The organism is Thalassomonas sp. RHCl1 (assembly GCF_947387555.1).
Lineage (GTDB): Bacteria > Pseudomonadota > Gammaproteobacteria > Enterobacterales > Alteromonadaceae > Thalassomonas.
The window spans coordinates 143,046-167,595 of record NZ_CANDNZ010000010.1 but is presented as its reverse complement, the minus strand read 5'-3'; the positions used below and the strand labels follow the sequence as shown (position 1 = coordinate 167,595).

The 24,550-nt window shown below is 48.7% G+C and carries 16 protein-coding genes; 14 read left to right on the top strand and 2 right to left on the bottom strand.

The features are described from left to right. Positions 1-159: 159 nt before the first annotated feature. The 8 genes from QL234_RS23835 to QL234_RS23800 all read left to right on the top strand — a co-directional run bounded on the left by QL234_RS23835 (position 160) and on the right by QL234_RS23800 (position 13,104). On the top strand, positions 160-1,011 hold the full coding sequence (locus QL234_RS23835; RefSeq protein ID WP_281560265.1) for a lamin tail domain-containing protein: 852 nt from the start codon (positions 160-162) through the stop codon (positions 1,009-1,011). A gap of 68 nt (positions 1,012-1,079) precedes the next feature. Then, positions 1,080-2,270 (top strand): hypothetical protein, encoded by a 1,191-nt coding sequence (locus tag QL234_RS23830; RefSeq protein WP_281560264.1) that lies wholly within the window; start codon positions 1,080-1,082, stop codon positions 2,268-2,270. Between the two features lie 242 nt (positions 2,271-2,512). Continuing rightward, positions 2,513-3,562 carry a hypothetical protein gene (locus QL234_RS23825; protein WP_281560263.1) on the top strand — a complete coding sequence of 350 codons (1,050 nt, stop codon included), beginning with the start codon at positions 2,513-2,515 and terminating at the stop codon, positions 3,560-3,562. Beyond that, positions 3,562-4,026: a hypothetical protein gene (locus tag QL234_RS23820; protein ID WP_281560262.1), complete on the top strand. Its 465-nt coding sequence runs from the start codon at positions 3,562-3,564 to the stop codon at positions 4,024-4,026. The genes QL234_RS23825 and QL234_RS23820 overlap by 1 nt, the downstream gene beginning before the upstream one ends. Before the next feature lie 48 nt (positions 4,027-4,074). Then, positions 4,075-4,389 (top strand): hypothetical protein, encoded by a 315-nt coding sequence (locus QL234_RS23815; RefSeq protein WP_281560261.1) that lies wholly within the window; start codon positions 4,075-4,077, stop codon positions 4,387-4,389. A gap of 97 nt (positions 4,390-4,486) precedes the next feature. Continuing rightward, positions 4,487-6,166, top strand: a complete 1,680-nt coding sequence (locus QL234_RS23810; RefSeq protein ID WP_281560260.1) for a HAMP domain-containing methyl-accepting chemotaxis protein — start codon at positions 4,487-4,489, stop codon at positions 6,164-6,166. Between the two features lie 272 nt (positions 6,167-6,438). Then, entirely contained in the window at positions 6,439-9,573 is a 3,135-nt protein-coding gene (locus QL234_RS23805; RefSeq protein ID WP_281560259.1) for a hypothetical protein, read from the top strand. 24 nt (positions 9,574-9,597) lie between these two features. After that, positions 9,598-13,104 carry an OTU domain-containing protein gene (locus QL234_RS23800; RefSeq protein WP_281560258.1) on the top strand — a complete coding sequence of 1,169 codons (3,507 nt, stop codon included), beginning with the start codon at positions 9,598-9,600 and terminating at the stop codon, positions 13,102-13,104. Between the two features lie 215 nt (positions 13,105-13,319). On the opposite strand, the gene QL234_RS23795 is transcribed toward QL234_RS23800, so the two are convergent. Together QL234_RS23795 and QL234_RS23790 are read right to left on the bottom strand one after the other, a co-directional pair. After that, positions 13,320-13,703 carry a hypothetical protein gene (locus QL234_RS23795; protein WP_281560257.1) on the bottom strand — a complete coding sequence of 128 codons (384 nt, stop codon included), beginning with the start codon at positions 13,701-13,703 and terminating at the stop codon, positions 13,320-13,322. After that, on the bottom strand, positions 13,694-14,296 hold the full coding sequence (locus QL234_RS23790; protein WP_281560256.1) for an N-acetylmuramoyl-L-alanine amidase: 603 nt from the start codon (positions 14,294-14,296) through the stop codon (positions 13,694-13,696). The genes QL234_RS23795 and QL234_RS23790 overlap by 10 nt, the downstream gene beginning before the upstream one ends. 394 nt (positions 14,297-14,690) lie before the next feature. On the opposite strand from QL234_RS23790, the gene QL234_RS23785 reads away from it, so the two are divergent. From QL234_RS23785 to QL234_RS23760, 6 genes are all read left to right on the top strand, one after another. Continuing rightward, positions 14,691-15,272 carry a hypothetical protein gene (locus QL234_RS23785; protein ID WP_281560255.1) on the top strand — a complete coding sequence of 194 codons (582 nt, stop codon included), beginning with the start codon at positions 14,691-14,693 and terminating at the stop codon, positions 15,270-15,272. A gap of 215 nt (positions 15,273-15,487) precedes the next feature. After that, a complete protein-coding gene (locus QL234_RS23780) occupies positions 15,488-16,825 on the top strand; it encodes a DcaP family trimeric outer membrane transporter (RefSeq protein ID WP_281560254.1) in 1,338 nt (445 codons plus the stop codon). Positions 16,826-16,887: 62 nt separating this feature from the next. After that, entirely contained in the window at positions 16,888-19,398 is a 2,511-nt protein-coding gene (locus QL234_RS23775) for a hypothetical protein (RefSeq protein ID WP_281560253.1), read from the top strand. 11 nt (positions 19,399-19,409) lie between these two features. Continuing rightward, positions 19,410-21,392 (top strand): metallophosphoesterase, encoded by a 1,983-nt coding sequence (locus QL234_RS23770; protein WP_281560252.1) that lies wholly within the window; start codon positions 19,410-19,412, stop codon positions 21,390-21,392. Positions 21,393-21,475: 83 nt separating this feature from the next. Next, entirely contained in the window at positions 21,476-23,323 is a 1,848-nt protein-coding gene (locus QL234_RS23765; RefSeq protein ID WP_281560251.1) for an SLC13 family permease, read from the top strand. After that, the gene (locus QL234_RS23760) at positions 23,323-24,522 is read left to right on the top strand and encodes a hypothetical protein (protein WP_281560250.1); all 1,200 of its coding nucleotides are present in this window, start codon (positions 23,323-23,325) and stop codon (positions 24,520-24,522) included. Before QL234_RS23765 ends, QL234_RS23760 begins: the two co-directional genes overlap by 1 nt. Positions 24,523-24,550: the final 28 nt, after the last annotated feature.

Below are 24,550 nucleotides of genomic sequence, written 5' to 3'. Positions count from 1 at the left end.
AATTTGCGGCAATAGAGGCAGGTTTTCGCTGAGTTTGAAGGGGATTTGTCTGGCATCTTATCCGTTAGTGAGTAACCGGGTGTTAGCCCGGGTTATATGCCGGGAGGAGGTGAAACCTGCCGGTCAGTTTTTTCATTGAACGAGAGAAGGAAAGTGAAGGTGAGTGACTTTAATAAAGAAACCTTTTTACAGCAGTTGTCCGATGTCCAGTTTTCATCAGATGTGCAAAACAGTTGGAATATTCTGGAAGCCGGTGTGCTGGAGCATGCTAAGTTAATCCATCAAAAGCGGGTCGACAATTGCCAGGGAGGCTCAGCCTTTAACGACTGGTGGCAAAGTTGTTGTGAGCTATTGGCGCCACGGCAAATGGTGATTAAGGGGCTGGACTTTGAAGGTAAGGAAGGCGGCGAATATATTGAGTTATTCAATAAAGGTCCTTTGATCCTGGATTTGGCCGGTTGGCGTATCAATGCCGGCAGTGACGGCCAGGATATGATTTTCCCTGAAAATACCCTGTGTTACCCGGGAAAAAGCCTGCGTATCTACACAAATAAAGCCGGGGAGCTAAGCTTTAACTCCAAGCAGGCGGTATGGAACAACAGAGGTGATGCCGCCTTTTTATTCGATGCTTCAGGAGAGCTGGTTTCCTGCTGGCGATATGGCGCTAAAGCCTATGACGCGGTGGAGATTGCTAATATCTGTTTTGACGGCAAGGAAAAATATACCGAGGCAGACGAATATGCCGAGCTGGCGAACTTAAGCAGCGGCTGGCTTGATTTAAGCGGCTGGCAGCTCAGCGCCGGTAAAGAGCAGAATTTTACTTTTCCCGAAGGAGCGGTGTTAAAACCCAATGCCAAGATTAGGGTTTACACTAATCATGTTGATCAGGAAAGCGGCGGTTTCTCTTTTAACAGCCCCAGGGCCATTTGGAACAATAAAGGCGATACCGGCAAATTGTTTGACTATAAAGGCAATATCGTCTGTGAATATAGCTATGGTGCGGCTAAGTAAAGCGCATCCCGCCTGCCGTGATTTGGGCAGGCGGAAATTCCCGGCAGCATCAGACAGCGGAAATAAACATGCATAAGAAAAACAGTGAGCCCCTTTACGCCATTTCTCCCGAAATTGAACAAGTGATACATGATGGCCAGAAACTGCTCAGTTATATTGCCAGGTGCGGTAATACCCGGTTAGACCCCGAAGTGACTGAAGTTATTATTAATGCCAAACATCAGCTGGGTAAAAAAGAATGGAGCTCGGCAGATGAAACGTTATTTTTAGTCAATTATGACAAACTGGCGGAAGTGGTTTATCCGGTAACGGTGGAGAGCCTGGATGCTATTTTACCGGAAAAAATGCTGAGCCAGACCCCGGAGGGGGAAAAGAAGAAAGGTATGTCTGGCCACTCGGGCAAACGTCCTGTCACCCGGGCTGAAGCAGCCGTTGCCTGGTATCGGCGCTATACCCTGGTGGCTTTGATTTTGCTGTTATTGACCCAGGTTTATCACCTGTTCGGTAAAGATCTCAGTACTAACCTGCACGACATTTTTAGCGAGAGAGAAATGAATCAGGCGGCATTAAGCAAGCTTGAAACAGACAGCCAGGAAGCCGGTGTATTAGCCGATAAGGTAGAGCGTCTTAACCAGCAGCTCGATGCCAACTACAAACTTTTGATGATCTGGAATCAGATCTGGTCACTGGGCGGTACTTTCAGTGATAGCCTGCCACGTTATTTCCAGAGCAAATATGAACTGACAAAAAAATCCCTGTCCCGCGATCTAGAAGCGAACGGCGACAAGCTCGATACCCTGGAATTAGAGCGCAGCCTGCACCAGGCCCGTATTTTGTTTTTTGAAAACATCCTTGCCGCCGATGCCATTTTACAGGTGTTGCAGGGTTATATTTTACCCTTAATGTATGGCCTGCTTGGCGCTTTTATTTTTGTGCTGCGCAGCCTGATGCGGGAAATCAAGGCCCTGACCTATACCTTTAGCAGTGAAATAAAATACCGGCTGCGCCTGACCTTAGGCGCCCTGGGAGGCATGGTGATCGGCTGGTTCCTTAAGCCGGAAGAAGCCAATGCCTTAGCCTCGCTGTCCCCGATGGCATTGGCATTTTTGATGGGCTATAACGTCGATGTACTTTTTTCCCTGATGGATAAGGTTATTGGCAATATCAAGCAGTCTATCGGCAAGCCGGATAGCGGTCAATCAGCTACTCCTCAGCCAGCTTCATCCCCCGGGGCTAAAGCTAGCCAGGCAAACAGTTAAGTTTATTGTTCTAACCAGGTTTTCAGTGCAAGGAGTATGGCTTTGGCCGGTCATACTCCTTTTTTATGTACAGGATGTACGGTCAGTTTGCTGGCTCCCGGCGCAAACCTGGTAGTTAACTCCCGGCAAGCGACACCGGCAAATCTCTGAACTGCTCCTGTTTGAGTTCCCGCTTTTTCCCCGAGTTTCCCGTTATTGCCAACCCTACAATAACTAAAAATTTCCCAGAAAAGAGAAAATACATGGATCTTGCCGCTAAAGCCGCTCAGAGCAGCCAGGCCCCTAAAATTAGCCAGGCCAGCCAGGTTAAATCGGGTAGTGAAAATGACTTCTGGTCTTCGGTAGAACTTGAGTGCCAGGCCATGGTGAAACATGCTTTTGCCAAAGGTCTCAAAGTGCCGGTAAAAGTGACCAAAGCCCTTCACCAGCAAAGTCTTAATCCTCAAGATGAGGGCAGGGCCGAGCAGTTGACCCAGATCCATAACCAGCTTTCCGAGTTGGTATCACCGGCAAAACCCGTCACTATTATGCTGATGGCAAAAGAAACGGAAAAAGCCTCGCTGTTTTTGTTTCTCGGGCGGGTGCCGTTGATCCGTAAAATGATGATGGTGGCGATCTTATCCCTGGTGGTGCTGATTGCCCTGAGTTTGTCCAGCTATATCAATAATGAAAACATGGTGACCAGCATGTTTGATATGGAGGGCACCCGCCTCTTGTTTGTCCAGGCGATTCTACTGGCCTCCGCCGCTATCGGTGCTTCTTTTGCCGCTTTGTTTAAAGCCAATTCTTATGTGACCGCAGGTTGTTACGACCCTAAATATGAAAGCTCCTACTGGGTGCGCTTTGTGGTCGGGCTTATTGCCGGCATTATTTTGACCCAGTTGATCCCCCTTAACCTCGACAGTGTTGCCCGTGTCGCAGGAGGTGCCATGGGCAATGCTAATGTTGACGGGCAAGGTGAAGCTTCCGGTGTCAGTCATGCAGCGTTGCGTATTTCCATGGCGCTGGTGGGGGGCTTTTCCGCCAACCTGGTGTACACCATTTTAGACCGCACCGTTGAAACCATAGCCTCTTTTGTTTCTCCATCGACTAGCGAAGATCCGCAAGAGTTGAAGCAGGCGTTGGTTAATCAGTTTAACCAGGAAAAAATCCAGCTGGTCTCTGAGCTCAGTGCCGAATTAAGCAAGATACAGCAACAGGTGATGGCGAATGAAGAGATTAGTCACAGTCAAATACAGCAGCTGCTGAGCCAATATCAGCTGTTTTTAACCTCCAATGAAAGGACCCTTTAATGAACAAAATCTACTGCCCGAATAAGGCTTTATGGCTGCTGTTGGCGATGACTTTTTTATTGTCCGGCTGTGCGCTGCAGCTGGTGTCTGACTATGACGAAAAATCCCTGGAGAGTATGGAGCGTGTTGCGCAAAAGGTTAACCGCTTTTATCTCGGGCTCAGTTATAAGGCTAAAGATGAGCGCCTTTTCAAAGCCAGCCATTCCGCTTATCTGAATATTGAAGCCGATCTTGAAGCGTTGCAAAACCGTCAGATGATCCGCCCCATGAATGAATTGACCCTAAAGCAGGTGGAGATCACCCTCAAGCTGTGGCGAGAAGACAGACTACGTCATAAGGCGGCGGATAGTTTATCGGACTTTTTAATCAAGCGCCGCAAGAGCCAGTATCAAAGGTTGTTTCTGGCGATGATCAAAGGGGAAGAAGCCAAACAAAAAGTTACCGCTGACGGGAAAAAAATATAACGGCTTAATTATGCCTGACACCAACAAAAAACGACATAAGGAAAGAGCATGAGTATAAACATTAGCAAGGTATTTAAAGATATGGCGAACATAGCCGGACAAAGTTTACAGGGGGAAGGCGTCGAGCTTGGTGATGAGTTCAGTTCGGTTCTGGAAAGGAATAAGGCCTCTATTGCTGAGCTGGTAGAAGCCCGTACTTGTGGCGATATCAATCAGGAAGACTTTGATGTGGAAATAGCCCGCGAAAAAGAGGTATTACAGGCCGAGCTTATCGGATTGGAAATTGCCGGTAAAGCGGCGGTGCAAAAAGCCGTAAACAGTGCGATGAATGTATTGTCGTCGGCGGTTTCCGCCGCACTGTAATTTCAAGCTTGCTGCCTTAAAACCCGAAACTTTAAGGCAGATACTTTCTATCAGTACCGCAGGGACGCCGGTCATTTTATTCTTAGGCGAACAAAAAATGACAGCAGAGCATATCAAGAGCGGTAAAACTCGTTCCCGATTTTTTTCTTTCAATATCAAAACCGTACGTACAAAGTTGCTGATGGCGGCCCTGGTGCCTTTTTTTGCCATTTTGGTTTTGTTTACCAGTACCTTATATATCCTCGATGAAATCAACCAGGCCGTTGACCGCATGTACCAAAAACGGATAGTACCGACGGAAAGTTTAAAAGTCATTGCCGATAATTATGCGGTGCGGGTTATCGATGCGGTTAATAAGGCCAATGCCGGCATTTTTACCGCAGAGCAGGCCTTGATGCAGATAAACCAGGCTAAATACCTAATTGCTCAAAAGTGGGGAGACTACCTCGATTCCGGCTTAAGCGGCCGGGAAGTGCAGCTGGCCAATGAAGCGAATGTGTTATTCACCCGCGCCAACAGCGCGATTGAAGCTATCGAGCAAAAACTGGCATCTTTTTTGGGGGGAGTTAAAGGTGAGCTTGATGATATCGACGGCCCCTTATATGACGATATTGATCCCATCAGCGATAAAATCAGTGAATTGATCCAGTTGCAGCTTGAGCTTGCCGGTCAGGAGCGTGAACATATCAAGCTTTGGTATCAGGAGTCCGTTGCCGCTTTTGTTATCGGTGGCATTATTATTCTGGTGTTGTTATTGGCCTTAAGGTTGATGATCAGCCGATCTGTGATTGTCCCGCTGAGTTCGTTGCGCAGCACCATGGAAAAAATTTCCCGTCATTCGGATCTGACGCTGACCACTAAGATTAGCAGCCGGGATGAAATTGGTGCCATGGCATCAGCTTTTGAATCTATGCTGCTGAAAATTAGCAAATTGATCTTTGATATCACCTCAGCGACCGAGCAAATAGCCACAGCGGCAGAAGAAATGTCGGCGGTCAGTATGCAGACCAATGAAAATACCAGGCAGCAACAAACACAAACAGGGCAGGCAACCTCGGCTATCAGCGAAATGTCGGTGTCGGTGCAGCAGGTTTGCCAGTATGCCATAGACACCAATGAAGCGAGCTTAAGCGCCAACGTTCAGGCACAAAACGGTTATCAGGTGGTACAGCAAACTGTTTCGGGGATTGATGAACTGGCGGCGATAGTACAGCAGGCATCCGAGGCGGTGTACAAGGTTGAACAGGATACCCAAAGCATAGGAGTAGTGCTTGAGGTGATCAAAGGCATCGCCGATCAAACCAATTTACTGGCGTTAAATGCCGCCATTGAAGCTGCCCGTGCCGGCGACTCCGGACGGGGCTTTGCCGTGGTGGCAAATGAAGTCAGGGATTTGGCGCAGAAAACCCAGCAATCCACAGAAGAAATCCAGCAAGTGATCGAGCGTCTGCAATTTGGCAGTCAATATGTGGTGAAAATCATGGATAAAGGAGAGGTTAGCGCCCGGGAAAGTGCCAATCAGGCACAACAAACCAGCCGGGCATTAACCGAGATCAGCCAGTCGGTGGCACAGATCACCCAGATGAACGGCCAGATAGTCACTGCCGCCAAAGAGCAAAGCCAGGTTTCGGAGCATATCAATGAGCATATTTGCCTGATCAATGAGCTCACCGGGGAGACTTCCCGCGGCGCCGGACAAGTCGAGCAAGCCAGTCTGGATTTATCTCGTCTGGCCTGTGATTTACGCGCTATGGTCAATATCTTTAAGGTCAGCTAAGCCAAGTCTCCGCCGGGGAATTCCGGCTTTATTTCCCTGTTTTTACTGCACCACCAGCCAACAGATATCTTACCGTATTTTCCCTTGTTTTCCCCAAGAGCCAGGCCCCCGGGATCATTAAGCTGGGATCGGGAAATTTCAGCGAAAAATCCTGAGAACAGACGAGCTGCTCTTTGCCAACTCAAGCTGGTTGGGAGAGGACATTGATGGGATAAACCTGTGCCAAAAGTGACGCAAAAATCGCCGGTGCGGGGAGCAAATAAAAGGTAAAAATGATGGCGAGAAAACAACCAAGATCTGAATTTCAGCGGGACATAGATGATGTATTGACGGAAGGCATCAATAATAACCGGGGGGCCCGGGAATTTATTTTAAAAAACACTGCCAGGATGGCCAAGGAAATAGAACAGCGCTTTGGGCCTGAACTGGTCCAGGTTTACATCAAGGGTAAATCATCACTTAAGCTGATGAAGCTAAACTCCGTGGAAGCAGACTCCAAAGCCGAGCAGGATGAAGAACAGGGCTGGAGTGACTTTGATAATCAGATCATTATCAACCCTTATCTGCCGCGTGCCTGGTGGTATGAAATCTTTAACCAGATCCACTGTTATTTGCGCGATGAATACCTGCCTTCGGTTCGTGATACCTTCAAGGTAAAAGAAGCGGTGCAGGGGGGCAATGACTACCAGGCATCCCATATGGCAGAAGTGTCGTTCGGTGAAAAGCTGCGCCGGAAAATCGATCTATATGGCCCGGAAACCGTGTTAAGGCATGCCCAAAAAATGCAGAGCCATGTCATGTTGTGCTTAGGTAACGAATATCTGCACCCGATCAACTTTTTTGATAATACCCGTACCGTGTTTGGTAAAAAACCGGATGAAGACATAGATTTTATGTCGGACGATTTTTCCGAAGCCAATAACTTTTTCCCGCCTTCGATCGTGGTGCTTAAAGGAGAAGACGGTAAAAAAGTGAAATCGGACTCTTCAATCTGGATCAACTGCTCGATCAGTAAGTTCTTGCTATACCGCTTGATTGTACGCTACAGCTCTCCCGGAGTTAATTTCAACGGTGAAAAATGCCGGGAAGATATTAACGGTGAGTCCGGAAAATTCAGGGGCGAGGTTATCGATATTTCCATACCGCGCCGGGAAAGCGAAGAAACCATCAACTACTGGTCCCGATTTAAAGACGATCTCTACCCCCTGGTTTCGGAAAATACCTACCTCAGGGAGCTGGTGAAAAACAATACCCAGCCGCAGCTGGATCAGATGAAGGCACTCCGTGTACCCGGCTGGGACTACCAGCTGCAGGAAAATATCATCATGTTGCATGAGGTATTAACCTATAGCAGCGGCTCCGCCCATAAATTCTATAAACGTCTGCAGCGGGCCTGGCCGGCGCTGACCGCAATTGAAGTTTCGTCCGAGCAGGATGAGGATAGCCGCTTGAATTCTAAGTTATTCAAACATATCGGAGAACTTGAACAGCATTACGGGGCGGATTATCAGCAAGATGCCATCAAATCTTTTTATAAACAATTAGCCTGTACCCTCAGGGAAGATTATTTCTGGGACGTGCTGGATAAAGAGTCAAAACAAGCGCTGGTCGTGGATTTTTTACCGAAAATCGGCCAGCAAAAAAATACCCACAGCGACCACATTGAAGACATCTTAAATAAGTTTAATGTCAAAAAGAAAGAGCCGACAGAAAAAACCGCTGCCACTTATATTCTCAATCATGCTTTTAAAGATCAGACTGAGATTGAAAACTATAAAGAACTGCTGCGCCATCTCTTTATCGTCCGGGAAAGCAATAGTGCTTTTGGTACCAGATATCATCTCGATATTACACAGATCTTTCGTATCAACAACTTCCGTCTGGCGCTGGAAGAGTGCTGCACCACAGGAAAGAAACCGAAAGAAGTGGAAGTTGAACTGGGTAAAGAATATGACCCTTACTGGTATACCGGGGACAGCAACCCGGTGGATATGGACAGTCTGGACAACAGCTCAGGCATTGAGTTACAGCCGTTAACCAAAAAGGTTAAAAAACAAAGCAGTTTGTCTGAGTTATCCGAAGGCCAGCAAAAGGGCTACGGCTTAAAAGGCCAGTTGACGTTAAAAGATGTGCTCAGTACCAGTTTGGATGTCAACCAGGAATATATTCAGCTAAGCCCGAAAAACGAGCTGAGCAGCATAGATGAACATGAAGAGCCGGCGGCCAGCTGTTACTTCTGCGGTATTTTAAGTTCCAGCCTGGACTTGTCGCTGCGCATGAAATTATTTGATGTCAACAAACTCGGTCTGGAGTATTTCTTCCCTGTGGTGAACCTTTATCTTAAATGCACCAAAGGGCAATGGGAGAAAGTTAAACTCGCTTATAAGATCCTCAAGGAAGAACACCCGGATCCCAACCAGTTTATCTGGGAAGATAAGACATTTGCTCCCCATAAGATTCGTGTCATTTTTATCGACAGCGAAGATCTGAAGCTGGCGACGCTACATGACAGTACCACGCAGGATCTGGAAAAGGATTTAACCACACAGCGGGTGAACGATCGCCTGAGCATTAATACCTTAGCGCAACAAAGCGATCACTTTTATCAATGTCTCGCCGCCATGAATGCCCGTCTGGTTGAACCTTATAAAAGCCTTAAACGCGAGCAGGAAAAGGATAACCAGGCGGTTGAGCGCTATAAGCTGGATCCATTGCGCAAAACCGAGATAACGGCGCGCCAGGCCCACCTGAAAACTCTGGAGCAGCAAATTACCGAAGTGGAAGCTCATCTGGCGCCGCTCAAAGAAATTTTCGAGCATTTCTGTGTCTTGAAAAAGCTGATTAACAAGGCTGATAAAAAAGGTCATATCTATGACTTGCTGAAAGATTTAAACAGCAAAAACAGTCAGCTTGCCCAAAAGGCTGATGAGATCGACGCCTTGATTGCCAAGTATATCAATAAAGATAAAAAGAGCAGTGTAAAAACCGATTATGAAAAATTCGCCATTACTGCCGAGCACTGCGAAGCGCTGGCACTGGCGGCGAAAGAATTACGCACCCAGATCACCGCCTTGCTGGTGAACCCGAGAAATGATCAGGCAGTGATCATGAAACGTTTGGTTAAACAATCGGAGAGCCTGAAAAACAACCAGGAGCGGCTGATTTTCTCCCGTGAAAACAATGACCGCAGGGTGATTATTGCCGGCCGGGCTTTCCGTATTTTGCGCGAACCGCAGATTAACCAGTATTTCCATTATTACATCGGAAAAACCCGGGACTTCTATCTGCTGCACTGGCTGGATCATAAAAGGGTCCATTACAAGTCCAATATCACCAACTTCAGAACGCAATTATCCCGCTGGATCGACATGCCCGTCGACAGCAAAGAAAACCGTGATACCCACTAAAAAAGAATTGAGGAGATTTAACTTATGGCTAAAGGCAGAACGGCATTTCAGCGGGAAATAGACGATACCCTGACTGAGAATTTTAATAACATACCTGAGGTAAGGTGCTTTCTTTTAAGCAAGATTGCCAAACTGATCAAACATCTTGAAGAGAGCTACGGTGACGATATCCGTATCTTTATCAAAGGTGGTTCGTCGCTGAACATCATGAAAAAGGTGGTTTCGGATATCGACCCGACCAAGTGGAGTGATTTTGACAACCAGATCATCATCAACCCCAATTTGCCGGTATATCGCTGGTACCAGATTTTATCTGAGGTACACGGTTATCTGAAAGAAGAGTATATGCCCAGGTTTCAGCAGGACTGGGAGGCATTTCTCACCTGCAACCGCAAGGAGCTGGACGACTTTCAGCAAAAGGGTTTAAAGCTGTTTAAAGGCAAGCTGATTGAAAATAAGATTTTCGATTATCCGACGCTGAAATTTACCATGAGCACGCCGCCTGCCCCGGAGCAGGAAAAGAGCAGCAAAGCACCGGAGAAAAAACAGGATAACGAGCCCAAAGCGCCTTTGCCTAAGGGGCAAAATTCTTTGCAGCAGGAATCAGAGCTGCAATCGGTGCAGCAGTTGGTTGAGCCTGAAGTGGAAGTAAAACCGAAAAAACAGGAATACATCCTTAACCTGGCGCTGGAAAAAGGCATACAAAGCAATATTGTTTTTAATTCCGGTATGGCGCTGCTGCATCCTTTGAATCACTTTGATAATGCCATGATGATCCCCGAGATCTCCGGCTCTATCTTAAAGGTGCTGGAGCAGCAGGGCCTGCATCAGGATGAAGTATTTTATAATGCCTATTTCCCGCCGGCGCCTATGGCCATGGATGTCAACCAGACCGCCAATGAAAACCCTTATTCCAGTTCGATTTTGATCAATACCTCGATTTCAAAATTTTTACTCTACCGGGTGGTGGTGCGCTACCGCACTAAGGACTATCACTCGGACGGTACCCCGAAACTGCTTGCAGACGGCGAATATGCCTTAGGCAAAGAGCAAAAGGTAATCGACAGCCGCAGTATCGTCAAGTTCAGGGGCGAGCTGCTCGATATCAGTATTCCAAGGCGGGATTCCTACGAAACCATACAGCAGTGGATGCAGGTAAAAACCATGCCTTTGCTGTACCGTCCTGGGGAGGGACATAATGCCCTGTGGGTGAATGTGCCCGACTGGCGTTATCAGCTTAATGAAAACGTGCTGTTGATCCTCGAAGTATTCGGCAATATGAGTGGCTCCCCCCATAAGTTTTATAAACGGGTAATGCGCGGCTGCAATGCGGTTGAAGCCATTTACCAAAGTTACAACAGCCGTTTTGACCAGACGCAAATCAAGACGCTGGAGCAGAAAATAATTTCAGACAATTTTAAAAAGGCCTTTAATGCCCTGCTTCAAAATAAGGAGTTAGAGTTTTTAACGCCGCTGGTGGTGGACCTGTTTAATGTTATCCAGGACGATTATTTATGGAAAAGTATCGGCCCTGCGCTGGCGGAATTTAAAGCCCTGAAGTCGGTGGATATCGAGCAGCTGATTGGCCAGGATATTGCGGCGACCTTAAAGGAGAACTGGGATAACCTGGCCCATAAAAATCCGGATACCAGCTCCAGCGATACCTATGACGCCATTTTGATCAAGGAAGTGAAAAACAAAGACAGCAAACACGGCGACCGCAACTATGAGAAAGCGAAAAATATGCTCGGCTTTATGAAGTTGTATGAGGATGTGCACCAGCAGTTCAAGGTGCAGCTGGAGTTTCTTGATCAGGCAAAATCATGCAAAGATATCTCTATTGTCAACCGGTTAAGGCAAACCATAGAAGAGTTGCCTTTCGTGGAAAGCTGTACCTTCTGCGGCCTGTTAAGTTCGATGATTCATATGAAAAGCATTACCGGTAAAGGCTTGTTTGATTACCATTATCCTTTTGTCGAATTGTTTGCCATCAGCGAGGATAAAGAGGCGGTGGCCAAACTTATCCAGACATTGAATAAAACCATGTCCGGCTGCCTGGCCAAGGAATACATTCCTTTCGATAAAGGGGATGTAACCGCACTGCCCAGTGTCCAGCTTTATTATGCCGGTTTTGACCTGCCGATCGTGATACGTTTTATCGACAAGCTCGATGAAAAAGAAGCTTATCGCGGCGCCAAGGTGTTTGAAGTTAATGAACTGGAAATCACCAAAAGGCTCAGGGCGCTGCGACTGTCTATTTCCGGCACCCGCAAGCAGCTGGTACATGTTTTTGATCAGCAAAATCTCAACAAAGAAGCCCTTGAGCGCAAGCTGGAACAGGACCGCCAGCAGGTCAACGAAATCATAGACACGGCAAATGTCAACAGTTACCAAAAGCAGCTGTTACTGACCTTTAACCATCTCAGCAGCGCCGAGTTTATCGGCCAGGACGGGGTTTACCGTATTTTACTGGCGCCGGAAGCCATTAAACATATGGATCTGAAAATTGCCTATACCGCCAGCTTCTTCCAGATGCACTGGTTGGATCACCACAGGGTGGAATACAAAAATACCGTAACCCGCTTCCCGCCCCAGCGCATAGATATCGGCAGCGGCGACGTCAATATCTACTCGAGCCTCAATACCTACAAGGCGCCGATATCTTACTCGTCGATTTCAAAAAGTGACTTTTCCAAACCTGTGGTGTATGTCAATACCACGGCGGACCAGGCTATTCTTGATATTGCCCGGGACAAAAGCTGGTCGAACATCGGCGGCGATATCGCACCGCTGCTGATGTCCCAGATGTTAGGTTTCCCGATTGAAGTGGCTTCGGCGGCAAGCCCGGAAGATGTGTTGCTTGGTCGTTTAAGGCAAGTGCACCGCTTTGACCAGCGCCTGGCACAGGATTATAGTCATACCCCCTTTGCTGTCCCTATGCAGCCATTAAGTCTTGCCGGTGTGCCTCAGGCCATGACCGGACCGGCACCCCAGATATTGACCTTGGCAAAAATAGGCAACCACTACTGGGTGCGCGAGCCGGACGGCGGCCTGACCAATATGCCCCGTGACGGCAACTGTTTTTATCATGCTATCTTGAGCTATTTTGTCAATAGCCCGCAAAAAACCACAGATAATTTACGGGCAGCATTGTCGGATTATGCCAATCAGCAACACCTGATAGTGCAGGGTAATACGACGCGCCTGCAGTATATTATTGATAATATCGGCGCGATAGAAAACAGCTTCCGCCCCGTGGTGGGCTACCAGGAAGTCGCTATTCGTGACCGGGATGCGGTTTACCGCGGATTGATCCGCAACCTTAAGGCTTATCTGGTGGATGATCTGGCACAACGGGTGATAGTGGAAGACCAGCTCAGGGTACATGAGATCCTGCGGGATATAGACGCTGTACATAACTGGGATAACCATCGCCTTAATTTGATAGCGGCTGCCCGTAACTTTGCCCTGAGCGGCAACCGGCCGCAGTCTAACACCCTGCCGACGGATAATGAATTAGGACTTGTTTAGTTGTCATCCTGGTTTCAGAAAGTAATGGCTTATTTGGATAAATAAGTCATCAACAGCCTTTGCTAAACCTGGCAAAGGCTGTTTCTAAGTGTAAAGTTTCCCTTCTCGTTTATGATATTTTCTAATCTATTGGACCACGTCATAACTTTATATCGGGTTTATGGCTAGCTATAAACAGATGTTATCGTATTTTGTTAGAAATCGTTTACCTTTAGCTAATGAGGTTTGAATAAATCTTCACACAGATCACAAACAAAAAATTGTTTATTGTCACCGCATTTTATAAAACCGGTAGCACCGGCACGGATCTGCCAGTCGCATATTTGGGCGTTGTATTTCATCGTGCCTTCAATATAGCAGGGAGCATAATTGTAATGATCATGAATTACCTTATGTTCGACTTGCCTGGCCCTGATGAAGAACTGCTTTGCTTGGTAATGGCTTAGGTCAACGTCAGAGGGACGGCAGCTTTTAATGTCATCTGAGTTAAAATCGGCAACGTATACATCTTCAAAGCTGTTGTTAGAGCTTGGCTTGTTGGCACAGGAAAAAATCAACAAGAGCAAAAACAGGCCTGCCAACTTAATTTTTATTTCCATTTGACTGTACTCGCTTCGCCCGGGTTTTTATATGAAACTTCAGGGTGTTTGTATACATCATCAGAGGATAGGCTGAAGTGATGATAAAGTTCGTCTAATAGCCATTGCAGAGATAACAGTTGCAGCGGTGTTACGACTTCATACGTTTTATCGTCAATATGCTTGCCGACCAGTTCTATGCCGATGGAGTCACTGTTAACCGGATAACGGTCCGGGTATGATTTGGCTCGTTCATGAGCGTTTAACGCCTTAATTCTGCTCCCCCAAGTCATGGCAAGGATTTTAACCATTTCAGGAGTTTGACAATTGTCTTTATTTATTTCCAGACACTTTGATTTTATTAACCGGCCTACATGATAACAACGTTTCGCCATACTCGCCGTTTGATATATTCCCCCGGTTTTATCAATCAAGAAATGTGCGCCATTACCGCCTGTTCGATATCCATTAAAAGTATGCCGGGCAGTAGGGGCATCTGTTTGATGGACGACGATGGCATGGATATCTTTTAATGTGCCATGTTCAATGCTTTGGAATCGTTTGTGGGTAATTTTAGGGTCTATCAGCATTCCATCTTTATCAATACTTGACATAGTTAATCCTTTAAATTTGTCAGTGTATAAATTATAGGGGGAATTTTATCGATGATTAAAGCATTAATAAGCCAAAGTTAATCAGGAGCTGTTTCATTGCCGGTGATATTTAACAACTCTTTCCAAGGCTATTAAATATAATGTATTGTACTTTTTAATTGATGGCGGTTCTAAATTAAACCCTGATTAAGCCAGCCATTTGCCTGTGTCTTCAGTTCCCGCTGAAACTCCTATTTTTTCATTTTCCTGACCAAGTGTTTCTACGTTAAGCGCAATAAGCTGCCTTTACGTGCTGTTATCGGGGGAGACTATTGTGCCGCTTATTCATCTTTTTCGGGCTGGGGCTGAAATAAAACATTTTCATTGGAGTTATGTCGCTAAGAAGATTTTTATTTTGCTACTGCCCCTTGTATATGCCGTTGTCCGTTATAACCTGGCTGCCGGTGTAAGCTGGAGCCAGTTACCTTTGTATATCCTCAATAAAGCATTGTCGATGTCATCGGTATTGGCTTTGTTGTTTGCCGCCCGGGAGGGGCTTAAAGGCCGCCGCGAGCAGGCACGTGATTTAGCAAAAATGGCCCTGCATTGCGCCCTGCTGCACGTGTTGCTTACCCTGATATTATTACCGGCTGGATATTACCCCAAGCTTTCTCAGGTACTGCTAACATCCGGCGGCGGGCAGGTGCTGCAAATGGCAAGTTTCAGTACCGTCGCCAACCTGGCTCTATTCTTCGGCCTGCTGTGCGCTTATTTGTTTTTTGTGATCAGCGCCGGGTATTTTGCCGGTATGCTGCAAAAACGGTTATTGCAATATTTGCAGATATGCGCTCTGGCCTATCACTTACTTTTTCTCGGCGCTTATTCCTGGTTCACGCCAACTTCCTGGCCCGGCTATTTGCCCCCGGTGACTTTGTTGAGTTTTATTTGCGTGTTGTTGCTGGCTTTTTTACTGCAAAAAGGCTGGCAAAAGCGCTGAGTTTATTACCGTCTTGCCAGCACTTGGTTGATTCGCTTTAAGCTTCCTAGCTTTGCCTTAAAACTTCGTTGATCCCGCCAATGCTTAAACCCTTTTCCCTTATATGCTGATGGCATTAATAACAACAAAACGTTTAGCGCTTATGCCTGCTTTCTTTTAGCGATTGCAAGGCTGGAATAAGCGCGCCATCAGCTATCAAAATCAGAGGATAAGGTATGAAGGATAAAGTGTTATTTAAGCACCTGTTTGTGTGTACACTTTTGGTGAAATTGGCGGCTTTTCCCGGTCGTGTTAAGTCTTGTATTAAGCTGTGCTCTGCCAGTGTCTTGCTGGGAGTTTTCTTTTCTCCACTGCAGCTTGCGGTAGCAGCGGCGTCGTTTCCCGAAGAAAAAGCGTTGGTGCAACTGACGCAGGCCTTAGATGAGGTCGGCAAAGTGGTGGTGAATCCTTATCCGGCTAAGCCGGCTGCGGATAAGCTGGGGGATTCTCCGCTGGAGATCCACGGTTATATCAAGGCCGACTTTATTTATGATCTGGCGGGCAAAGGGGACGATGTCATCAATTATCAAAATATCTCCCTTGATAGCAATGTCGCTGAGGGTCATGTGCGTTTTCATGCCCGTCAGTCGCGTATCAATATCAAAAAGTCCTTTGCGACCCCTTCCGGGGCGTTAGTGGTTTTTGTTGAAGGGGATTTTCTTGGCAGCGGCGGCAACGAGCTGTTGACCAATTCTACGGGGTTCCGTATTCGCCATGCGTACGGCAGCTGGGGTAACTGGCTGCTGGGGCAAACCTGGTCAACCTTTGTTGATGTCAAATCCTACCCGGAAACCATAAACCTGGGTAATGCCGCCGGACAAACCTTGCTGCGTCAGCCTATGGTGCGTTACAGCACTTCTTTTGATGATTTTAAGCTGATGACCAGTCTGGAAAACCCGGAGACAGATCTTAGCTTTGCCGACGGCACCGATAACGCTATAGAGCAGGACAAACAGCCGGACTTTATTCTGCGGGGAATGGTGAATAAATCCTGGGGGCATGTCTCGCTGCAGTATGCCCGGCGGCAGTTGGCGGCTTTTGAAGAGTTAGATGGCCGGGAAGAAACGGCTAAAACCTCGGGATATGCAGTGGCTGTCACCGGTAAGTTCAAACTCCCGGGGCAGGACGATATCCGTTTTTCATTGGCTTCCGGCAAGGGGGCGGGCCGTTATATTCAGGAGTCTACCAATGCTGCCGGCGATCTTTACCTCGATGCTGATGACAAATTGAATTTGTCCGCCAATGACAGCAGCGGCGGTTACCTGGCGTATCGCTACTGGTGGAATGATAGCTGGCGCTCTAATTTTGCCCTGGGCTTTGCCCGGGTGGACCATAGTAATAGCGGGAAAAAATACCGCTACGACACTTACCTGGCCAATCTTCTGTATCAAGTCAATAAGCGCTTTTTACTCGGGGTGGAATATGCCTATGGCGAGCGGGAATTAACCAGCGGCAATGAGGTGTTTAGCGGTGAAATCAAACGCCTGGAATTTAGCGCCAAATACAGTTTTTGATCTTTTGCTTGTTTGTCGGCCAGCCCGGCCAGAGTTGAAACCTTGAATGTTTGGATGTCCTGATGAAGTTATTTGAACAGGCCACGGCGTTATGCCGCCGTGGCGAGCCGCTGATTTTTCGCCTGACCCATACCCTGACGCCGGTGTTATTGGTGTTGATCCTGGTATGCCTGGTGGCCAGCGCCTGGTTTTATAACCAAAGGCAGGAGTGGCTGGCGCAGCAGCAGGAAATGTCGCTGAAAAAGGCGCGAAAAGCGGCCTATCAGGCGGCAAATGAGATAGATAAAACGCTGAAAATGGTGGAAAGTGCGGCGCGCTCTTTGGCGTATGAACTGAATGCCGGGCGCACCCATATCGGCAACCTGGAGCAGCGATTGCGGGAGCAGAGCAAAAATACCCCGCTGATTTTCGGTGTCGGCGCCGCCTACCGCCCGGAAGTGCTAAAAGCCTTTATGGCCGACCAGCAGGCGTCAGGTGAAACTCTGCCTCTGCTGGCCATGCGCGGCGGGGCAACCTCCTGGGGCACGTCCGGCTGTACTACGCCTGAGTTGCAGCCTTATTTGTTTGCCCCTTATTTAAGGCGTAACGATCAAAATAACCGGCAGCGGGATTTGGTGATGGTCAATAAGGCTTATGACTATACCTGTGGCGATAAATTCTGGTATCTCTGCCCTTTGGGATTAGATCCGGTAAATTGCCCCAAACCCCAGCTCGACAGCTGGCAGGAGCCTTATTTCGGCCAGGCGAGCCAGCGTATGGTGGAGGAATTCAGCCTGCCGTTTTATGCCCCGCAAATGCTGCAACAGGACGGCCAGCCAAGCGGCAGTGTCTGGGCCAATATGTCGCTGCGCGACTTTAAAAAGCTGATGGCGTCGATGAACTTCGGGCATTCAGGTTATGGGTTTATTTTATCCCCCAAGGGCAAGTTTATTGCCCATCCGGATACCGATTATATTAAAACCGCCCGCACCATTACCGCCGAGCAGGTGGGCGGCGGTGACGATCTCTATGCCTTGTTCAGTCAGGCCATCGCCTACGGCACCCGGGTGGGGGAGCATATCGACCCCTTATCCGGCAATCCGGCGATCTGGGTGTTTGAGCCTATCCACCGTACCCAATGGGTATTGGGGCTGGTATATCAAAAACAGGACTTGCTCGGTCACCCCAAGGTTGAGCGTTTGCAGCTGATTGCCATCTCCTTGTCGCTGATTGCCCTGGGGCTGTTCTTTTTTCTGCTGATGGTACGCTTGTTTTCGCCGCCGGGAAAAAGGCGCTGGTGGAGTTATTCCTGGCTGGTGGCGCTGTTTTTGTTTATTGCCATAGCCAGTGCCTGGCATACGGTGATCCACTATCCCATTTATAAAGACGGCAACAGTGTCAGCCTGGACGGTTACCGGGGGGAGGATACGGCAGCCACACAGCAAAGCCATATGATCATGAGCGAGTGGCAGGTTGAGCAGTTCCAGCAGGATATCAGCCGGGATAATAGCGACCGGCATCAGCTAAGCGGTATCGGACCGGTATTTATTCCCACCGGGGTGTTTATCCAGTCGCTGAATTTTGTCGATGCCAACAGCGTTAAGCTCACCGGCTATTTGTGGCAGAAACTGCCCGCAGATGCCGAAGGTTGTACTTTGCCTGAGCAACAGGGACCGGATTTACCGCGGCGCAAGAAAAATAAAATCGGAGCGCAGGAATTGGGCTTCTGGGTGCGTGACGATCAGGAAAAGTGCCAGCAAATTTCTGCCGGGGTGATTTTCCCCGAAGCCAAAGATATCGACAGCGCTTCTCCCTGGCCGTTTCTGGAAAGTTATCGCCATGCCTCGCCGGACGGCGGCCTCACCGTTGGCTGGTATTTCGATATCCTGCTGCGCGAGCGTTTTGGCTACCAGCTTTATCCTTTTGATGTTGAAAATGTCTGGCTACGCATGTGGCACCGGGATATCGGTAAAAATGTCATCCTGACCCCGGACTTGTCCGCCTACCCCGGTTTTAATCCCGTGTCCCTGCCTGGGCTGGAAGCGGATTTTGTTTTGCCGGGCTGGCAGCTGGTGTCGTCGTTTTTTGACTACAAGGCCCATGGTTACCGTACCAACTTCGGCTTAGGGCATGTCGAAGCCAAGCAAAATTTCCCCGAGCTGCATTTTAATATCATTTTAAAGCGCCGTTTTCTCGGGGCCTTTATCGGTAACCTGATGCCGTTGTTGGTGGTCTCTGCCGTGCTCTTTGCTTTGGTGTTGAGCACCAGCAGGGAAGGGCGGGTGGAAGTGCTGGGTTTCAGTTTCTCCGGCGTGCTTGCTTCGAGCAGCGGTTTGCTGTTCGGTGTGTTGATCGGCCATACCGAGCTGCGTGCCGCCCTCAAGGCTGCCGGACTGGTGTACCTGGAAAGCTTCTATCTGATCATGTATCTGATGCTGCTGCTGGTGATCTTAAACGCTTATATTTTTGCCAAATATCCTCACTGCAAGTTAGTGAAATGGTCGGATAACCTGCTGCCGAAACTTATCTTCTGGCCGCTGTTATTTTGCCTGATCCTGATCGTTACCTTGCATCAATTTTATTTATCTTTTTAAGGAGGGAGAACATGGATTTTGTTAACGGTTTTCGCCAAGCTTTTTGTTTGCCGGTTATATTCGCCTTATCGGTGTTACCAGCCTACGCCGGGACAATAACGGCGGCGGATAACAAGTCTTTAACGGCCATTCCGAAAATTTTCAGTCATGCCATTAAATACCAGGAGCGGCAGCTGGTGCTGCACGATGAAGAAAAAGGGCTAACGTACCCGTTAAGGGAAGAAAAGCCGGCTTATCTTTTGGCGCAGTTTACCCGGGCCATCAGCGGCAATAAACAAGGTTTAACATTCGATTTTACCGCCGGAGACAATACCGTCAACGGCACCTTGTATTTCGGTTTAATCGATACCAAAAACAGCCGCTACCCCTTGCCGGTTTATTTTAAAAAAACGGCAGAGATCATCGACGGCAAAGCCGAGGTAAACCTTAAGCAGCTCAGCGGTAAATACGATGCCACCGGCTGGCGCAAGTCAGGTCAGGGAGAGCTGGGTTACCGGGTGGTCAATAACCGCGGGCAAATGATTTTTGACGGCCAGGTCTCTTTTCTCTATCAGGGGGGAGAGTTCAGGGAAAGTTTAGGCTTTATCCAGACCCCCAGCATACACAATATTACCGCCACCAGTGCCGTGCTGGCGTTTGAAACTAATTTTAACAGCTCGGCTACTATCCGCCTCAACGGTAAGATTGTCGCCCAACAGGGGCCGGCGCGCCGTTTTGAAATTCTCCTGAATAATTTGCTGCCGCAAAGCAAATATCTCTACCGGGTGGAAATTTTTGCTGCCGATGAGAAAAACGGCCAGGTTTATCAAAATATCCGCCGGGCGTCTTTTTCCACGGCGCCGCTGGCGGGTAGCCGGAAATCTTTTACTTTTGCTTATGCATCAGACTCCCGCAGGGGCCAGGGGGGCGGAGAGCGGGATTTTTTCGGGGTCAATGCCTATATGCTGAAAAAATTGGCGGCGCTGGCGCTGTCACAAGATGCGGCATTTTTACAATTCAGCGGCGATTTGATTGACGGGCGCAGCAACTCCATCGGCGAGCAAAAACTCCAGTACCGCAACTGGCAGCAGGCCATTGCGCCTTTTGCCGCCGAGCTACCGGTTTATGCCACTATGGGCAATCATGAAGGTTTGTTTTACACCTTTGAAGACGGCAGTGCTACCGGCATCAATATCGACCGGTTTCCTTTTAGTACGGTTTCGGCTGAGGCGGTTTTCGCCGATACCTTTGTTTTACCTGAAAACGGCCCGTTAACCGAGGATGGCGCAGATTACGATCCTGATGTCAGCACATTTGGCGACTTTCCCCCCTATAAGGAAACGGTGTACTCCTTTCGCTACGACAATGTTGCCATGGTGGTGCTCAATTCCAATTATTTATTTTCCCGCTCGTTTAAATACTGGTTTGCCAAGCAGGGGAAATCCGGCTCTTTGCTGGGCGGCGGCGGTCTGCACGGTTATATCATGGATCAGCAAATGGCCTGGCTCGAGCAAACCCTGCAGGCCTATCAGCGCGATGACACCATAGATTTTATCTTTGTCACTCAGCATACCCCGGTGTTTCCCAACGGCGGCCACAAAAGCGACGGCATGTGGTATTACGGCAGCAATACCCCCAGGCCTCATCTGGGGGGAGTGGGGGTTTCCCGCGGCATTATCGAGCAGAGAAATAAGCTGCTTGGCCTGATGGACAGGCACCCTAAGGTGTTTGCCCTGCTGACCGGCGATGAACATAACTATGCCCGTACCCTGATCACCCCGGATTCCGATATCCATCCGCCGGGATTGGAACCTAAAGAGAAGCTGCTGACCCGGCCGCTGTGGCAAATCAATAACGGCGCCGCCGGAGCCCCCTATTATGCTCAGGAAAAATTACCCTGGTCGTCGGATGTGGTGACCTTTTCCATGCAGCATGCCCTGGTGCTGTTTCATGTCAGCGGCAAGCAGATCCGGTTAGAGGTGTTGGATCCCGACACCCTCTCCCGTGTGGATTAAACCAAGGGCTTTCGCTACCTGCATGTTCGAACAATGGCTCTGTCGAGCTTAAGTGTGTCCAGTAATTAACTATGGCGTATTAAATGACTTCAATAAATCAACAACTATTAACCACCCTGACCACGGCGCCGATATTGGATCGCCTGTGCCGCGCCGATATGGCGCGTTTACTGCCTTATGTCGAGCTAAAAGAGCTGGCTCCCGAAGAGGTTTTATTTAACCCCGGCGATGAGGCGGATACCCTGTATTATATCCTGGGCGGGGAGCTGACCCTGCATTCGTCGATGCCGTCGGATATCACCTTAGATCACGGCTACCTGGGGGAAGAGTTATTGCTTAACCGCGCTACCTATACCGGCGGCGCGAAGGCCAATAGCAGCGGTTGCCGGCTGCTGGCGTTTCATGGCGAAGATGCCAAACGCCTGCTGTCCCAGGACAGTACCATGATAGATTTATTCCTGGCCTCCTATACCCGGCATCACGACCAGGAACCCTGGGAAGTGGACTTAAACAGCGAGGGGAAAGTACAGGGGAAAAAAGGCCTGATCACTTTGCTGGGCTGGCTGCTGGTGTTTACCGTGCCGCTGCTGGTGTACTTTCTCACGGCGCCGCTGGATATCACCGAAAATGCCCGAACCTTTGTTTCCGTGTTCCTGGTGTCCATTTTTATGTGGGCCTTTAAGCTGGTGCCGGATTATGTCGCCGGTATGCTGTCGATCCTGGTGGTGCTGGTGCTGGGCATTACCCCCAGCGACGTGGTGCTGAGCGGCTTCCAGTCGTCGGGCTTTTTTATGGCCATGAGTATTTTTGTGCTGGCGGTGGTGATTGTTGATTCTGGGCTGGTGTACCGTTTGTCTTTGCTGCTGCTGAAACTCACTCCCTGTTCGACCTTTTTTTACAACTTGATGCTGACCCTGATAGGGCTGCTGTTTACCCCTATTTTACCTTCCGCCAATGGCCGGGTCGGTTTGATTTCCCCTTTGCTCAAAGATCTGCTGTCGTCGCTGAAATTTACCGCCCAGGGGCGCGATGCCACCCGTATGGCGCTGTCGGCATTTTTCGGCGTCAGTTTGTTTTCATCGATCTTTTTAACCTCCAAGGCGATTAATTTTCTGGTGTTTACTATGCTGCCGACCCAGGTGCAGGACAGCTTCCAGTGGAGCGACTGGGCACAGGCGGCGGCGATCACCGGGGTCACCCTGTTCGCCCTGTTTATGGTGCTCAGTTATTTACTGTTTAATACCGATAAACATCCCGAGCTGGATAAGTCGCAGATCAAGCTGCAGCTGAATATATTGGGACGTATGAGCCTTAAAGAATGGGGCGCAGTGTTTGGCGTCTTGCTTTTGGTGGCGGGCATAGTGACTACTTCCATCCATAAGATCAAACCCGCCTGGATTGGCCTGGCGATCATGTTTATTTTCCTGGCGCTGGGATCATTATCGAAAAAGTCTTTTCGGGAAAAAATCGACTGGCCGTTTTTATTTCTGCTCGGCACCCTGATAGGCCTGACCCGGACCTTGAATTACCTCGGCCTGGATCAGTTGCTGGCCAATAAGCTTTCCGGCTTGCAGCAACTGATGACGGATAACTTCTATTTATTCGTACTGGTGCTGTTTGGCGTGATCTTAGTACTGAGAACCGCGTTGTCTACCATAGCGACGATCGTTATTGCCTCGTCGGTATTTTTGCCGCTGGCCAATATTGCCGGGGTTAATATGTGGGTGGTGGGCTTTATTATCCTGACCTTGTCGGAGGCGTTTTTACTGCCTTACCAAAGCACCTATTACGTGTTGTTTAAAGGCATCAACAGCCCGCAGCCTCTTTATCACGAGGGGGCCTTTTTACGATTTAATATCTGGATGACCTTATTCCGCCTGTTTGCGGTATACGCCTCGATTCCGGTGTGGCGCGCCATGGAGATTTTATAATGAGCAGTAGAGTGAACAATGTTTTTAAAATTTGTTTTTTTATCGGTTTGGTGTTGTACCTGATCTGGGAAACCATCCAAAGACCCAGGGTCTTGGTGGTGCAAAGCTATACCAATGAGTTTTCCTGGACCGAAGATATCGATCATGCCATCCGCCAGGTGCTGAACAAACAGCTCTATGACGTGCGTTATTATTATATGGATACCAAAAACCATTCCGATGCCAAGTTTAAAAAAATTGCCGGCTCGCTGGTGAGAAAACAAATTGATGACTGGTCGCCGAATGTCTTGATTGCAGTGGACGACAATGCCCAGAGCCTGGTGTCCACCTGTTATGTCGATATAGAAAAGCTGGAGTTAACCGAACAGCAACTGGCCTCGTTTAAAGCCGACTTTCCGGACTTTGGCGACTGTTTCGATAATCATTCCGAGATGATGGTGATTTATGCCGGGGTCGGGGCCGAGCCGAAAGATTACGGCTTCACCGGCCAGGATCATATCGGCGGTATTATTGAGCGCATGGATATTCCGGCGCTAAGGGATACCCTGGAGATGGTGAAAGCTGGCCTAGATAAGTCTTCGCTGAAGATCATTGCCCCGGTGGATAATTCCACCACCAGCCATTACAACATTAAAAATGCCTTCCGCTCTTTGTCCGAGACCTTGGCGCCGCTGGATATCAGTTTAGAGCATAAGGTGGCGGTGACTGCCGAAGACTGGCAGCGCAATATAGTAGAGGCCAACAAGCAGGGGGATCTGTTGTTATTTACCCTGTATCACACGGTGCGCTGTGAAGCTAATGATGAGGCCAAGCGACTCTCCCCCCGGGATTTAATTCAATGGACCATGGCCAACAGCGAAATCCCCTCCATCGGCGCCTGGGGCTTTTTTGTCGAAGACGGCGGCTTGCTCTCCATCGGCGTTTCTCCCTTTGAGCAGGGCACGGTGGCGGCGAATATGGCGGTGGATTATCTCGAGCGCGGCATATTGCCCGGACAGCAGGATGTGAAAACCACCCAGCAGTCGATCATTTATATGAGGGAGCACAGGGCGCAAAAGCAGGGCTTTGATTTGCCTATTATTTACCGTAATTTCTCCCGGGCGACAGAAAACTATATCAGCGAGTGCAATGCCGCCCTCAACGAATGTACTGCCGGTGAGCATAAAGTGCCGGACTTGCAGCGCTACTGTCAAAGTTGAGGCGAAGTTTGAACAAGATTGTCCCAAG

What these genes read in the sequence shown, in the direction of transcription:
- QL234_RS23830 (WP_281560264.1), top strand. Translation starts at nt 1,080, where the DNA reads ATGCATAAGAAAAACAGTGAGCCCCTTTACGCCATTTCTCCCGAAATT.
- QL234_RS23825 (WP_281560263.1), top strand. Translation starts at nt 2,513, where the DNA reads ATGGATCTTGCCGCTAAAGCCGCTCAGAGCAGCCAGGCCCCTAAAATT.
- QL234_RS23820 (WP_281560262.1), top strand. Translation starts at nt 3,562, where the DNA reads ATGAACAAAATCTACTGCCCGAATAAGGCTTTATGGCTGCTGTTGGCG.
- QL234_RS23815 (WP_281560261.1), top strand. Translation starts at nt 4,075, where the DNA reads ATGAGTATAAACATTAGCAAGGTATTTAAAGATATGGCGAACATAGCC.
- QL234_RS23810 (WP_281560260.1), top strand. Translation starts at nt 4,487, where the DNA reads ATGACAGCAGAGCATATCAAGAGCGGTAAAACTCGTTCCCGATTTTTT.
- QL234_RS23805 (WP_281560259.1), top strand. Translation starts at nt 6,439, where the DNA reads ATGATGGCGAGAAAACAACCAAGATCTGAATTTCAGCGGGACATAGAT.
- QL234_RS23800 (WP_281560258.1), top strand. Translation starts at nt 9,598, where the DNA reads ATGGCTAAAGGCAGAACGGCATTTCAGCGGGAAATAGACGATACCCTG.
- QL234_RS23795 (WP_281560257.1), bottom strand. Translation starts at nt 13,703, where the DNA reads ATGGAAATAAAAATTAAGTTGGCAGGCCTGTTTTTGCTCTTGTTGATT.
- QL234_RS23790 (WP_281560256.1), bottom strand. Translation starts at nt 14,296, where the DNA reads ATGTCAAGTATTGATAAAGATGGAATGCTGATAGACCCTAAAATTACC.
- QL234_RS23780 (WP_281560254.1), top strand. Translation starts at nt 15,488, where the DNA reads ATGAAGGATAAAGTGTTATTTAAGCACCTGTTTGTGTGTACACTTTTG.
- QL234_RS23775 (WP_281560253.1), top strand. Translation starts at nt 16,888, where the DNA reads ATGAAGTTATTTGAACAGGCCACGGCGTTATGCCGCCGTGGCGAGCCG.
- QL234_RS23770 (WP_281560252.1), top strand. Translation starts at nt 19,410, where the DNA reads ATGGATTTTGTTAACGGTTTTCGCCAAGCTTTTTGTTTGCCGGTTATA.
- QL234_RS23765 (WP_281560251.1), top strand. Translation starts at nt 21,476, where the DNA reads ATGACTTCAATAAATCAACAACTATTAACCACCCTGACCACGGCGCCG.
- QL234_RS23760 (WP_281560250.1), top strand. Translation starts at nt 23,323, where the DNA reads ATGAGCAGTAGAGTGAACAATGTTTTTAAAATTTGTTTTTTTATCGGT.